This window comes from Nostoc sp. (genome assembly GCF_036919555.1).
Taxonomy (GTDB): domain Bacteria; phylum Cyanobacteriota; class Cyanobacteriia; order Cyanobacteriales; family Nostocaceae; genus Nostoc.
The window spans coordinates 21725-36235 of the sequence record NZ_JBALCS010000068.1; the positions used below are offsets into that span (position 1 = coordinate 21725).

General features: G+C 41.2%; 12 protein-coding genes. 4 read left to right on the plus strand and 8 right to left on the minus strand.

Annotated features, from left to right (window positions below; genetic code table 11):
* Positions 1-425: 425 nt before the first annotated feature.
* The 5 genes from V7K36_RS18600 to fabI form a co-directional block, all read right to left on the minus strand.
* Positions 426-1508 (minus strand): right-handed parallel beta-helix repeat-containing protein, encoded by a 1083-nt coding sequence (locus V7K36_RS18600; protein WP_335118127.1) that lies wholly within the window; start codon positions 1506-1508, stop codon positions 426-428.
* Positions 1509-2966: 1458 nt separating this feature from the next.
* A complete protein-coding gene (locus V7K36_RS18605) occupies positions 2967-4436 on the minus strand; it encodes an SLBB domain-containing protein (protein ID WP_335118129.1) in 1470 nt (489 codons plus the stop codon).
* 401 nt (positions 4437-4837) lie between these two features.
* Entirely contained in the window at positions 4838-5821 is a 984-nt protein-coding gene (locus V7K36_RS18610) for an ABC transporter ATP-binding protein (protein ID WP_335118131.1), read from the minus strand.
* Between the two features lie 210 nt (positions 5822-6031).
* Positions 6032-6667 (minus strand): imidazoleglycerol-phosphate dehydratase HisB, encoded by a 636-nt coding sequence (gene hisB / locus V7K36_RS18615; protein ID WP_335118133.1) that lies wholly within the window; start codon positions 6665-6667, stop codon positions 6032-6034.
* 87 nt (positions 6668-6754) lie between these two features.
* Entirely contained in the window at positions 6755-7531 is a 777-nt protein-coding gene (gene fabI, locus V7K36_RS18620) for an enoyl-ACP reductase FabI (RefSeq protein ID WP_335118135.1), read from the minus strand.
* A 379-nt stretch (positions 7532-7910) separates the two neighbouring features.
* Here fabI and ntcA point away from each other — a divergent pair, with 379 nt between their 5' ends.
* The 3 genes from ntcA (at position 7911) to V7K36_RS18635 (ending at position 10785) form a co-directional block, all read left to right on the plus strand.
* Positions 7911-8582 carry a global nitrogen regulator NtcA gene (gene ntcA, locus V7K36_RS18625; RefSeq protein ID WP_010998529.1) on the plus strand — a complete coding sequence of 224 codons (672 nt, stop codon included), beginning with the start codon at positions 7911-7913 and terminating at the stop codon, positions 8580-8582.
* 168 nt (positions 8583-8750) lie between these two features.
* Positions 8751-10238, plus strand: coding sequence for a DUF3084 domain-containing protein (locus tag V7K36_RS18630; RefSeq protein WP_335118137.1), 1488 nt, complete (start codon positions 8751-8753; stop codon positions 10236-10238).
* Between the two features lie 94 nt (positions 10239-10332).
* Positions 10333-10785, plus strand: a complete 453-nt coding sequence (locus tag V7K36_RS18635; RefSeq protein WP_334824832.1) for a resolvase — start codon at positions 10333-10335, stop codon at positions 10783-10785.
* Positions 10786-10804: 19 nt separating this feature from the next.
* Here V7K36_RS18635 and V7K36_RS18640 read toward each other — a convergent pair whose 3' ends face one another.
* Together V7K36_RS18640 and V7K36_RS18645 are read right to left on the minus strand one after the other, a co-directional pair.
* Positions 10805-11068, minus strand: a complete 264-nt coding sequence (locus V7K36_RS18640; RefSeq protein ID WP_334824830.1) for a DUF3146 family protein — start codon at positions 11066-11068, stop codon at positions 10805-10807.
* Positions 11069-11371: 303 nt separating this feature from the next.
* Positions 11372-12133, minus strand: a complete 762-nt coding sequence (locus V7K36_RS18645; RefSeq protein ID WP_335118140.1) for a hypothetical protein — start codon at positions 12131-12133, stop codon at positions 11372-11374.
* Positions 12134-12294: 161 nt separating this feature from the next.
* Between V7K36_RS18645 and V7K36_RS18650 the strand changes: the two genes are divergently transcribed.
* The gene (locus V7K36_RS18650) at positions 12295-13161 is read left to right on the plus strand and encodes an aldo/keto reductase (protein WP_335118142.1); all 867 of its coding nucleotides are present in this window, start codon (positions 12295-12297) and stop codon (positions 13159-13161) included.
* A gap of 273 nt (positions 13162-13434) precedes the next feature.
* Here V7K36_RS18650 and V7K36_RS18655 read toward each other — a convergent pair whose 3' ends face one another.
* Entirely contained in the window at positions 13435-14343 is a 909-nt protein-coding gene (locus tag V7K36_RS18655) for a beta-1,6-N-acetylglucosaminyltransferase (RefSeq protein ID WP_335118145.1), read from the minus strand.
* Between the last annotated feature and the right edge of the window lie 168 nt (positions 14344-14511).

Here is a 14511-nt window from a genome sequence, read left to right on the forward strand (position 1 = left end):
CATCGGCTGGAATTGAACAAAGAATTTATGCATTAAACTCCAAATTTTTGGACTGTAAATTAAGCGATGCCTAGGGCGGGCTACGCCTACGCATACGCCAACATACCAAAATCGGGTTAAAACGTCATTTATTTAATAGTACAAACGTTCAGCTTAAAAGGGCTAATTTTTAGGACTTATAGAATGTACAAAATAATCATGGTATGCATTTACCAAAATAGGCCGTTTTAGGCTTTTATTAATCATTATTTGATGGTAAATATACCCGCGCGTAGGGGCAATTTATGAATTGCCCCTAGTACAGATATACGTTTTCCGACTAGACATATTTTGGTTTTCTTGTCAATGCGTAAGTCCTAATTTTGTGTATGGGTAGACTTAAGCCTGACGGAACGATCGACAGATAGCAGGACATGATATAAACATTACCGATATTCGTATGCCCCAATATCATATCTACCAGCACGACGAGGTTTACCTGTACAATCAGTTTTCAAATCCTTCCAATAGTAACCCCTATTGATCGCCGCACTCCTTGCTTTGAGTCTAAAGTCAGCATTTGAGGGATTCATAAAGTCTGGATCTCCAATCATATCATTAGCTCCCATCACAGTGATTACAGCACCCTTGGTGTAAAGATTGTAGTCATAGGTGACGTTGGTATTCTTCGTGTTGCTGTTCGCCTTTTGACCAGGGTTAATAGAGATAATGTTATTGAAAATATTGACATCAGATGAATAACCAGCATATATTTGCCCTTTTTTAAGGTTCTTACTTTGCCCGTTATCATATGCCGTGTTGTTGACAATATCGATATGCTCACTCTCATGGGTATGAATACCCGAACCGCCATTCCTGTAGCTGATATTGTTTGCAATTAAAGTTCGTCCTCGATATGGACCATTTTTACCAAGTTTTGAAACATCGACAATAATGCCATTACCGTCTGAGATTGTTCCAGATCCAATCCAGGGAATATACATGCGATTTCTGTAGACCTTGTTGTTGGTAACAAACATCTTGTATCCCCGGTTGTTGTCAGTATTGCAATTCATCAACAACGAAATGCCACTGTTACCATAGACACTATACCAGGCGTTATTAAACACAGTGTTATTATCCACCTTTACATAATCAGCCCCGATTACTGAGATACCTGCTGCTCCACAGTTATGCACTTTATTATTCAAAATATTTATGTGATGAACAGGACGATCGCGTCCCTCAATGTTTATGCAGCTTCCGTTTGTAAGCGGATTTGATGAGTTCCACTTCTGACTTAATGCATAACCAAGGCTGATGTTGGCATTGTTGCCTATGACCTCTAGCCCGTTGATCTCGATATATGAAACTCCATTTGACAACCCGATACCACTCCATGTATTATGCTTAATTTTTGGGAAATCCCCGGGATATGCTTTATACCTAATCCATGCTTGGGCATTTCCAGAACGTTGAATACTTACCACACTGCCAGCATTGCGTGAATTTGTGTACACTCCGTTCATAATCAATACTGTGTCGCCAGGGTCAGTCAGATCTGCTGCCCTTTGAATAGTCCTAAAGGCGGATGAGGTAGTGAGTCCGCTATTTCTGTCGTTTCCATTACCACTAACATAGTATGTTGTCGCGGTTGATACCGAGCTAATCAGCTTGCGGCTAGGTAGTCGCATTTCTTGAACAGTGGATGACTGACGAACATCTCTAACTAAAGACTCTGTTATTCTCTGTCCTTGAACCAGACCTGTTAATGCCCAGGGAAGTACAAGAGATGCGCTCAAACTGAGAAAACTGAAACCATGAATCATCATAGGGAAAAATAGGGTATGTTGTAAAAACTGAATCGTCAACGGTCAGTAGCTCTAGCCTTAGTCAGTAACTCAGTATTCGATCCGGTCGTGTAACGGTTGAGTACAAGTTAATACACGAATTTCTGAGGTTTATACCTGGGTATTTTCGCGTAAATATGAATGAAATGCATTTTTAGCAAGAGAGGTAGTAGGCAGGAGGAATACTGCACTTCAGCAAGGCTCAGTGACCACTCTCTCTCTGTCTCGTGCCGCGACCTCTCTGGTGAGCAAGGGTTTAAGCCCCACTCCAAATCTCTGATTTGGTGTCCTGCAATCAGTGTAGGTCTGAAGCCTACACTACAAGATTAACCTCCTGCCTCCTGCCTCCTTCACCCTGTGTTCTACAAAACAATAACTATCTGGTAAAAGTACTGAAGAAAAATTATCAGTACCCAGAGTTACCCATTAATGGACACCAAGCAACCGTACAAATGGCATCATTTCCAATTCGACATCATTCTACTGTGTATAAGCGGTATCTGTGGGTAAGATAGTATATCTGTTATCAATCGGTTAATTTACTTAAATAATTCTTATGATAATGAGAATAAATAAAAAAGCAAAAAGAAGGCTGAGACTATCATTTATCGCCTCTGCCTTATCAAATATTCTCATTATCATAATAAACTTGAGTACTTACAACAAAGTGTGTAAAAAAATCCTGTCAGCAAACAATAAAGCCAAAGTTACTACGGCACAAGGCTTTTAACCAAAAAATCATGATTAATAGCATTCTGTTAGAAAATAAAGGCTTCAATCCTCTTCCTATATAAGGCAGCTTGGGTTAAGGCTTTTGGCACTAACCCAAGCGTATTGCTATATAAGGTTTAAAAGTTAGCTTCGATTTTTAATTAGTGAGAGTGATGGAAGAGCGATATTAACTCTTGACTATTGAGCTTTGATTCAAGGATAGTGCAATTTTAGGGACGAAGAGGGTTGACCAACGCCCCCAATTTGCATCTATCTCTTATAGGACTTACGCACAAGCAACGGAAAATCGAACCACAGAGGACGCAGAGAAGCCAGTGCGTTGGGCGGGTTCCCCGACTTGAAGCAACTGGCGCGACACGGAGGAATAAGAGTTTGAGACGTTTTTTGCGTAAGTCCTATCTTAAACTAGAGTCCGAACAAGTTCAGAAGATTTAAGACAATACCTAGAGGTCCAGTTACAGTGCCTACGGTATCGCCAAAGCTAGCTGCGCCAGATCGGCTGACTACGACAACATCATTATTGCGGAGTATGGGATTAGTTTGCTCATTAATCCCAGCGGAGAAATCCATTTTTACTATACGTTTAGTGACAGAACCATTAGGGTTGAGGCGAATCAAATCAACGGCCTTACTACTAGCTCTGGCATCATTAAATCCGCCAGCAGCGAGTATAGCTTGATTTAAAGAGCTATTCGGCTGAACCTGTGTTAAACCTGGTTTTTTAACTTCACCTACCACACCAACTTGAATAGATGTAGGAGACAAAGTAGTGGTAGCTAATTGAGTGGCTTCTGCGGGGTTGATTTCAGTTGCTGTCGGAATAACAATTGTATCTCCGTCTTGCACAATGATATCTTGATTGGCATCACCACTCTGCAATAGTTGCCAAAGATTAATATCTATAGCTTGTTCTGAGCCAGTTCTTGTCGGTCGGCGTAGCTTAAGATTACGAACATCAGCCTGTGCTGTAATTCCCCCAGCTAGTTGAATTACCCGCGTCACATTTGGTAAACCAGTGGGACTGGCAGTGCCACTGTTAGTGGTTGCGCCGGCCTGAGCATCTGTGTTGCCTGGGGTGACAAGATATGAACCAGGACGGTTAACTTCACCAATAATTGTTACCGTGCGGGGTGTGGTTTGGCTGGCGGCAAAGTTAGCTGCAAATATATTGCGGGATTCTGCAACGTTGAAGTTGGTTGCAGTTGGCACAACTATAGTGTCTCCATCCCGTAAGGTAATATCCTGTGTTAATCTGCCTGTTTGGATGAGTTCTTTTAAATTAACGCTGACGGTTTGCTCTGAAGAACGTCCTATTTTACGCCGTAATTGAACTTGAGTCACATCCGCAGCCAAGGTTACTCCCTGTGCTGTTGTCAATGCGGCCAATATAGTGGGATATTGTACGCCCGGATTGTTCCCTGCGCCTCCGCTCAAGCTCAGGGTATAAGCTCCTGGACGTGTCACCTCTCCGGCAACGAAAATATTAATGGGGCGAGGCGATAACAAATTGACTGAGATTAAGGGACGTTTCAGGAAGCGAGCATATCTTCTAGCAATTTCGTCAGCAGCCTGTTCAGTTGTAAAACCGAGAACTGATACACTGCCAATTAAAGGCAGGTTGATCGCTCCACCTGGCGGAATTTGGTATTCACCTGTATATTCGGGGACTTCAAATACATTTACACGGATGAGATCCCCGCCTCCTAATGAATAATTAGTATCTAATTGTGTTGATGTGGTTGGTGTTTGTGTAGTTGGTGGTAATGGTTGTCCCTGAGCTAGACTGACACATGGCACAGCGACATTGACAGCACTTAACAAAGCCACACCCACAACTGGCTGAGTTAGAAATTTAAACAAACTTGTGTTAAGCATATTTACCTGAGACTATGAAACTACGATCAATAAAGTACTGTCTAAACATTTTTATTTTGACTATACCTAAGTATTCAAGTTCCCCGACACTCTTATTTTCCTCGAAAAGTGCGATTTTCCGGAGGAAATTTGTTTATTGAATTTGAACTTTTAGTGAAGTTAACTTAAAGTTAATGCTGCGGAAATAGAGCAATTATCAAAAAATATAGGATTGACGCAACTAAACGCAGTTTATACAATAATTTTTTTGTTAACTAATAAATACAAATAACCTTGATAAGAGATCGGAATTTTATTTTTTCTGGGTTTGCGTTGAGAAAGATCAACTCAAAAAGGCAGAAGCTTTGGATTTTGTTCCTCAACATAACCCATAATTTACTCTTTGGCAAGAAGCAAGAAGACTAATTGAGTGAGTTATTTTTTCTTTGGATTTGTTGAATAAAAAACTCTTCTAGGGAGTGACGGGACAAATTCATCGCAATAATTTTACCTTCCATGAGCCGAAGACTGGCGAGGAAATCATAATAATCATCTTGTAATGTACCTTGCCAGGAACCATCAGGCTCAAATCTGAGAGTGGGTATCCATTTTTTGAGAATTTCCCAGTCACCACCTTGACCTTTAATGTGATATGTGTTTTCCCCACCTAAGAGTTCATTGAGGGAACCAGAGCAAATTAGTTCACCTTCAGCGAGGATGGCAATGCGATCGCAAATCTGTTCTACTTCACTAAGAACGTGGCTGTTGAAAAAAATCGTCTTCCCGGCGGCTTTGAGCGCTAGGATAATTTCCCGCATTTGGTAGCGTCCTACAGGATCAAGACCAGACATTGGTTCATCGAGAAAAACCAATTCTGGCTCGTTAATTAGCGCCTGTGCCATACCAACACGCTGTAGCATTCCTTTAGAATAGCGGCGCAGTAGCTTTTTGCGGGCATCGGCTTGGGATAAACCCACTAATTCCAGCAGTTGGGGAATGCGTTGTCGTTGCACACTTTGGGGAATTTGAAATAGCCCAGCAGCTAGCTGCAAAAATTCCCAGCCGGTGAGATAGTCATACAAATAGGGATTTTCGGCCAGATAGCCGATATGTTGCTTAACACTACGATCGCCTAGTGGCTCACCCAATAATAATCCCCGTCCAGAGGTCGGACGAATAATTCCCAGCAACAATTTTAAAAGAGTGGTTTTACCCGCACCATTTGGACCGAGCAACCCAAAGGTTTCGCTTTTGTAAACTGTTAAAGAACAGTTTTTGAGACATACGACTTTTTGATTTAGCCAAAAACCAGTGCGATAGACTTTTCGCAACTCAGAAGTTAGGACTACTGGCGGAGTGTCTGTCGTATTAAGTTGAGAATCAAGGTCATCTGCAACAGACTTCATCTTGGTTAAATCACTATTTACCAGCTTGATATTAATTACAAGTTACCCGGTAGCCTGATAATAACCATCACCACCTGGTCTGTCAATTATTGCAAACAGAGTAAGTTCTGAGACGCGATTAATCGCTTCTGTAGAGGAGTTGAGACGCGATTAATCGCGTCTGTACAGGAGTTAAGAGTTTTTTCTTCCCCTGCTTCCCCTGCTTGCCTTCTACAAGACACCCTTAGAACTGGGAATCACGCCAGCACGGCGGGGGTCGATTTCCACTGCTAGCCGCGTTGCCCTCGCAAACGCCTTAAATGTCGCTTCAATGATGTGATGGGAATTAATACCATCCAATTGCCGAATGTGCAGTGTCATTTGGCTATGGTTCACGAGTGCTACAAAGAATTCGCGCACGAGTTGGGTGTCATAGGTTCCTACACGCTGGGTAGGAATTTGCAAGCCGTAGCTGAGGTGAGGACGTCCAGAAAAGTCTAGCGCTACCTGAACTAAAGCTTCATCCAGTGGTGCGAGAAAATTACCAAAGCGGACAATGCCTTTTCTGTCGCCTAGTGCTTGGTTCAAAGCTTGTCCTAAGGTAATGCCTACATCTTCGTTGGTGTGATGGTCATCAATTTCCCAGTCTCCCTTGGCTTGGACATCTATATCAATCAGCCCGTGGGAAGCAATTTGATGCAACATGTGATTCAAAAACGGAACACCTGTTGCTGCTGTACAAGTTCCCCTACCATCTAGGTTGATTGTAACTTGCACATCAGTTTCACCAGTGGTGCGGTGAACAGTGGCAATCCGAGGAGTTTTCGTTAACTGATCGTAGTTTGAATTAACTTTGCTAATTTGCATAGGGCATGGGGCATAGGGCACGGGTAATGGAAAATGAGAAATGGGCAAGAATTTTACTAATACTCAATGCCCAATGCCCAAATTATCTTACATTCCCATAATTTCATATCCTGCATCTACATATAGAACTTGTCCGGTAATCCCACTGGACAAATCACTACACAAGAAAGCCGCAGCGTTGCCCACTTCTAGCTGAGTAACGGTGCGTCTTAGGGGAGCTACTTGTTCTACATGATGAATCATATCCAAAATCCCGCCGACTGCTGAAGATGCCAAAGTGCGGATGGGTCCTGCGGAAATGGCATTGACGCGGATATTTTGCGGCCCTAGTTCAGCAGCCAGGTAACGCACACTCATTTCTAACCCCGCTTTGGCAACTCCCATAACGTTATAGTTAGGGATTGCCCTGACACCGCCTAAATATGTCAAGGTGACAATACTACCTCCCTCTGTCATCAAAGGTTTGGCTGCACCACTTAACTGCACCAGAGAGTAGGTACTGATTTCTAAGGCAGTGTTAAAGCCAGAACGAGAGGTTTGGCTAAAATCTCCAGTTAAATCGTCTTTGCTGGCAAAGGCCAGACAATGGATGAGGATGTCTAGCTTCCCCCACTGGTCGCGGATTCCCTCAAAGGTAGATTGAATCTGTTGATCATTTTGGACATTACAGGGAAGAAATAAGCTGGGGTTGAGGGGTTCTACCAACTCCGCGACTTTTTTCTCCATCTTGCCGCGTTCATCCGGCAGGTAGGTAATACCCAGGTTTACTCCAGCTTTGTGCAGCTGTTGGGCGATGCCCCAGGCGATCGAGCGGTTATTGGCAATACCTGTAACAAGGGCATTTTTTCCAGTCAGATTTAGCATATAAATTCTTAGTGCGATCGATCATTAGGAGCATACTAGAATCTGAGGCACGTTTTGTCTTTGTTTTACACAGGATTTGCAAAAATGAATATTGGTAAGAGTGTTTGCTTTAACAAAAATCTTGATTTTTCCTAAAGATATTGTGAAAATATCTTTATTTGTTCTTTAAAAAACCTTTTAAATACAGCTATTGGAACTACTTATCAACAATTAATAGCTGAAAGGATCAACAATTATGTATCATTATGAACAAAGAGTTATGAAGAGATTAGTTTGAGTATAGGAAAGTACAGAAACGTTGACGGTGCTTTATTCATTTTTCGGGTGTATTCTTAGGTAATCAGTTTTTGTTTTTCCGGCATTGGGTAGGGGAAGGGAGATGATTGTGACACAAGATAAAGCCCTAGCAAATGTATTTCGTCAGATGGCGACCGGGGCGTTTCCGCCAGTTGTGGAAACGTTTGAACGCAATAAAACGATCTTTTTTCCTGGAGATCCTGCCGAACGAGTTTATTTTCTTTTGAAAGGTGCTGTTAAACTTTCCAGGGTGTACGAGGCAGGAGAGGAAATAACGGTAGCATTGCTGCGGGAAAATAGTGTTTTTGGTGTATTGTCATTGCTGACAGGAAATAAGTCGGATCGGTTTTACCATGCGGTTGCATTTACGCCTGTGGAATTACTGTCAGCGCCAATTGAACAGGTGGAGCAAGCACTCAAGGAAAATCCCGAATTATCAATGTTAATGCTGCGAGGTCTGTCTTCGCGCATTTTACAAACGGAGATGATGATTGAAACTCTCGCTCACCGAGATATGGGTTCTAGGTTGGTGAGTTTTTTGTTAATTCTTTGTCGGGATTTTGGCGTTCCTTGTGCAGATGGGATCACTATTGATCTGAAGTTATCTCATCAAGCGATCGCAGAAGCAATTGGTTCAACTCGTGTTACCGTTACTAGGCTACTGGGAGATTTGCGTGAAAAAAAGATGATTTCTATCCACAAAAAGAAGATTACTGTGCATAAACCTGTTACTTTAAGTAGGCAGTTCACATAAAAACAATTGGAGAAAGGGGAGTCGGCCCTTGTTGTGTTTTGAAAGATGACACTAATAGCTAGAGGTAAATCTAAAATTGAGTAATTTCAGCTATTGTCAATTTCCACTTCTCCACAGACAATGCTTAAAAGTAGTAGGCTGTATCTGGAAGGATTTCGGTAGCTAAAGATGACCACCGGATACATCCTCATCGCAGCAATTTTAATTCTGGGAGGCGTAATTGCAACCGTGGGCGATCGCATCGGCACACGAGTTGGCAAAGCCCGCCTCTCACTTTTTAATCTCCGCCCGAAAAATACTGCTGTACTGGTAACTATTTTTACGGGTGGTTTGATTTCAGCATCAACATTAGGGATTTTATTCGCTGCCGACGAAGGCTTGCGAAAGGGGGTCTTTGAGTTAGAAGATATTCAAACAGACCTCAGACAGAAGCGGGAACAGCTAAAAACCGCCCAAACTCAGAAAAGTCAGGTAGAGAGTGAGCTAAATCAAGCAAGAATTGCCCAAGCAAAAGCACAAAAAGATTTGCAGGTAATCAATCAATTCTTGCAGGCGGCGAATGCCAAACAACTCCAAACACAAGCTCAGTTGAACCGCACCATTAGTCAACAAGCTCAAACTCAAACTCAACTCCAACGCACTCAAGGCCAGCTAGATCAGGTTGTAACTCAATACCAAAAAGCCATAGCTGAACTCCAAAGTGTTTATAATCAGAGAAAGCAGCTACAGGCGGCAGTTGAGCTATTGAAAACAGAACGTCAACGACTCTACGCTGAAGCTAAAAAAGCCATTGACGAAGCCAAAACAGCGATTGAAAAACGCGATCGCGAACTCGCTAACCGCCAAGAAGTTATAGAACAACGCGATCAAAAAATTGCCCAACTAGATCAACTAATTCAAAAGCGTAATCTAGAAGTTGCAGCGCGAGAGCAAGTGATTGCCACACGGGAATCGCGCCTCAAAGAATTGGAAGCACAACAAGAGCAACTAGAACTGGAAGTTGCAAGGCTGGAAAAATATTATCAGTCCTACCGCGACCTACGTCTAGGTAAACTAGCCTTAGTTCGCGGGCAAGTTCTGTCTGCTGGTGTAATTCGTGTTACCCAACCTGGTGCTGCTCGTCAGACAGTGCTACAACTTTTACAAGAAGCCAATCGCAACGCCAACCTCGAATTAAGTGAGCCTGGTGGAAATGTTGCAAATGTAGTACTGCGCGTGACCCAGGATCGGATTGATCAGTTGAGCAAGCAGATTGGCGATGGTCAAGAATACGTGGTGCGAATTTTCTCGGCTGGTAATTACGTTAGGGGAGAAAAGCAGATAGATTTTTTCGCCGATACAGCCCGGAATCAATTGGTTTTTTCGGGTGGCGCAGTGCTGGCTACAACTACTACCGATTCCAAAACCATGACATCCTATCAGTTACAGCAGCGCCTGGAAATACTGATTTCTGCTTCCCAATTTCGGGCCCGTAACGCCGGAATCATCGAAAATGTGCAAGTAGAGGGGACTTTTCTGCGGTTTGTCAGCCAATTAAGACAGTATAATCAACCATTGGAGATCAAAGCGATCGCCGCAGAGGACACTTATACAGCCGGGCCATTGAGAGTAAAATTAGTGGCAATAGTCAACGGAAAAATTATTTTTAGTACTTAAAAAATTATTTGTACACTAAGATTTAAACATATTTGAACAGCAGCTAAAATGCTTACTATAATTGCATTTATTAATTCTTAATTTTGAATTTCTTATGAATTTCCGTGAATTTTCACCAACGCAACCAGTCATCTTGGGGTTTGATCCAGGTCGAGACAAGTGTGGTTTAGCGGTGATGGGACTGGATCGGCAAGTGTATTATCATCAGGTCGTGCTAGCAAAAGAGGCGATCGCTACCATTGAAACACTGCGTCAAAAGTTTCCGATCTCTTTGATGGTCATGGGCGACCAAACTACAGCCAAGCAGTGGAGACAGCAATTATATCAGGAATTGACAGAACCTCTGAGTATTATTTTAGTGGATGAGCGTTATACAACCTTAGAAGCCCGCGATCGCTATTGGCAAATGTACCCGCCCAAAGGGCTAATAAAGCTATTACCACAAGGTCTGCGACAGCCACCAAGGCCGATAGATGACATTGTTGCCATCCTCTTAATCGAAAGATACTTAAATCGCCTCACTGAATCAGCAGTCAGCCAATTCTAGGTTGAATCGCTTCTAACTTTTAAAGTTCCGCCCGAATAGTAAAAGCATAGTCTCCTCCAGGCTCTAGTTGGTAATCTTGTTGCTCCAAAAATCGACCGAGGGGTTCTTTAATTAAGGCGCGACCTTGGGAAGGCTTGACGGCAAGTTCTCCCCGGCGAAAATGCCACTGAAAATGCCATTCAAACTCACCCGCATTCACTTCGCCCTCAAGGAAGCCGTGTTGCCAGGATTGGCGGGTAATTCTGACATGGGCAATGGTTTCTGGCAGACGTTTTCCACTCACAATGCTATATGTCCAGTGTAGAATAACAGCCGATCATCTAGGCTTCTTACTTTTATTTACCAAAATAGCTTAAATAGACAAACTGACAAAGTGAGTATTTATAGTTGACCAAAAATGCTGCTAATCGAGAATGCTGTAAAATTTTAGTTAAAAGTGACTCAAACTTACTTAATCTCGGCGTTCCGTGTCTATATAGCAATCCTAAATCATTTGTGATCGGCAAGATCCGTAACTTCCTAGAGAAGTCAGCGATCTATGACTTCAGTCTATGAGCCTAGTGGTACTTAGTGCGGCTAATTTTTGTTAAAATCTTAGGAATGAGTGTATCCTATAAACTGCATATCTAATGCTACTTTCGTGAGTGTATTGTGGATTAATTGGGATTTCCTTGAATGATTTCAGCACAATTACAGCCCGATAAGCTTTAGAGTATTTAAATTGCTTTTCTTGGATATCAAAACGCAGAATATTTTCAAGTGGATGTTCGATAACTTCGTTGACACGCAAACTTTTACGTTCGATAAATACCTTATCAATACTCTTGTATAAGGTGCAGATAGTTACAGGTGATGTTGCAAAATAAGCAGCGATCGCCATAATAATCAATGTAAATAAATTTAAGAAAAATAGATAATTTCGCTGATTCTGCTCCACTAATAGGGAAGTTTGCCCAGAGTTGATAAAATCGTTGATTTTAAAGATAACTTCCTGATTCTCTTGATAGGTAGCATGGGATAGTAGGGCAAAGTCTCTAAATGGAGTCACAATCATAACTTGATAACTTTTCGAGCCTTTACTACCAGTCTTTGTCAGGATGTATGCTTCCTGGGGATCAAACATTTTGAGTTTCTCCATACTTCCCAGCAAATTAAACCGCTTCAATTCACAGTTAATTTGGTTTGGTGAGATGCGATCGCAAGTTAGTTTAACTGAAGCAGAATCAAAAACTAAGCAGTAAATCAAAAAGCTTAAACAGATAGTAAAAATGCACCCACCACTGAACCAATATCCGAGTGGTCGATGCTTTAGCTGCAATCTGGTACGGGTTTCCTCTACAATTTTCATCTGTACTTGTATATAGAATATTTAACCCCTGAGTAGAGTATTCCCTTTGTAGCCCATTCACTGATCACCAAGTCTAAGTACTAGGGAAGATTTCTGATGAATCGCTAAAAAAGCTTTGACTAACTGATGGATAATTGGGGCAGAAAGCTATAGCTAAAAGCATGGAAACCAAACAGCTAGGAAAAACTGGTATATTTGTGAGTGCGATTGGTTTGGGTGGTATGCCCATGTCAATTTCTAATCGCCCTCCCGAATCGCAATCAATCCAAGTTATTCATCGTGCCTTAGAGTTGGGTATTACATTTATTGACACTGCCGATTCTTACTGCAAAGATGAGTCAGAAAAGCACCACAACGAGCGGCTAATTCACAAGGCACTTAGTAGTTACAAAGGCGATGTTAGCCAAGTAATTGTGGCAACTAAGGGCGGGTTGATGCGTCCCAATGGCAACTGGACAGGCAACGGCAACCCAGAACATTTGCGCGAAACAATTAGAGTCAGTTTTGAGGCTTTAGGTAATACCAAACCCATTGATATTTGGCAATACCATTCCCCCGATACTAATTACACCATTGAAGAATCCCTTGCAGCAGTTAAAGAAGCAGTGGAGGCTGGTTTGATTCGGTTTGTGGGAGTTTCTAACTTTTCCGTTGAACAAATTAAGCGAGCGCGGGATGTGGTGGATATTGTCTCGGTGCAGAATCAATACAGCCCTTGGCAACGACAGCCAGAAAATGACGGCGTGTTGAAGTATTGCGAACAGCAAGGATTGACCTTTTTGCCTTGGAGTCCCTTTGGTGGTAGTCGTCGCCATCAGAACTTGCAAGATATTTCTGCGATCGCTCAGTTAGCTAAAGAAAAAGGCGTGTCTGTGTATAATATCGTTTTAGCGTGGTTGCGTTCCAAATCGCCCGCTATTTTGCCAATTCCTGGTGCTAGCAAGATTTCCAGCATTGAAGACTCAGCAGAAGCTATCAATGTGAAACTATCTGATCAAGAAGTGCAAAAAATTGATCGGGCAACTTAATCATTCCACTAGCTAACGTAAATTTAGTGAAAGTTGCGAAAGTTTTTCGTCCCTTGTAGGATGGGCATTACCATGCCCATCCTACTTACTCTGGTTTATTTATATAAAATCCACTGTAAATCTCACGCAAAAACGCTAACAAGTACTTTGCTTGTTTGTGTCTTTGTGCAAGACTATTATCCAAGTAATTAATCTAAATATATGCAGCCCTATTTTGCAAATCACAATTAATTATTTCTTCTCTACTACCAAAATTCAAAATTTGTTTGCAAGTTAAGATTTACTCAATATCATTTTATCAATCATATCTAATATATCCGGGTCTATAGTCATATCAAACTTTCTGGCAAATAATTTTTCCGATTCTCTAAGTTTCTCCAAATCATTTTTTTCTAAAATTTTTGGGTGAAGGGCATTAACGTTAGACCACTCTAGATATGTCAAGCTAGTGTTAATAATTTTTTCCTTAAAAGGGGAATTTAAAATTAGGATCTGGTAAAACAATTCATCTGGACAATAAGTGTAATTAAAACGATTAACAAATTTAGGGTTTTGCTTAACAAAATCATTTATCCATTTTATGGATTCTCCCGTTAGACACCAAAATGCTGAACCTCCATAAAGAGCAAAGCCTTCAGGAAATTTATGTCTTTTCGGTAAAAGCAAAATCAACAATGAATATAAGAAAGAGTTAATGCGAGATTTAAACTCACGCTTTTCTGGGATACAAAAATCTTTATCTTTCCAACGGATATGCCAATATTCTAATCTTGTTAAACCTCCTTTATACCATTTTTTACAAGGTAGTGAGAAATACTCTATAAATTCTCTACCTTTATTTTTCTGGAGAAACTTATTAATCTGTTCATTTGACTTTATCAAATAGTCTTGACCCGATAATTGTATAACATAATCGAAATAAGTACCTGTTTCAACTATTGATTTTATTCCTTTAAGACTAGCTCTGACAATATCAAAACTTCCCCATGCTAAATGGTATCTTTTTATGAAAGAGACATTTGGAAAATCCTTGAGTTGAGTCAGTACGTGATGATAAATTTTATCATCCGCTTTTTTATCTATATGTATAAAAAATGAAACATCATCTGTGTTTAGTTTATAAATAAGACGTACTAATTGTTCCGGATATTTATGTGCCAAAATTACATATGCTATTTTCATAAAAACTGCCTAATTAGATAAATCAACTTTTTGAATAGTATTTTGCTTAATAGTTTTATTATTTTCATCTATCTTAGGGCGTGTCATCAATTAGGTAAACTGGAATCAGAACTGCTAAAAAAGAATCAAGACTCTTGACAACCATGACGCGTCGATATGTACTACGAG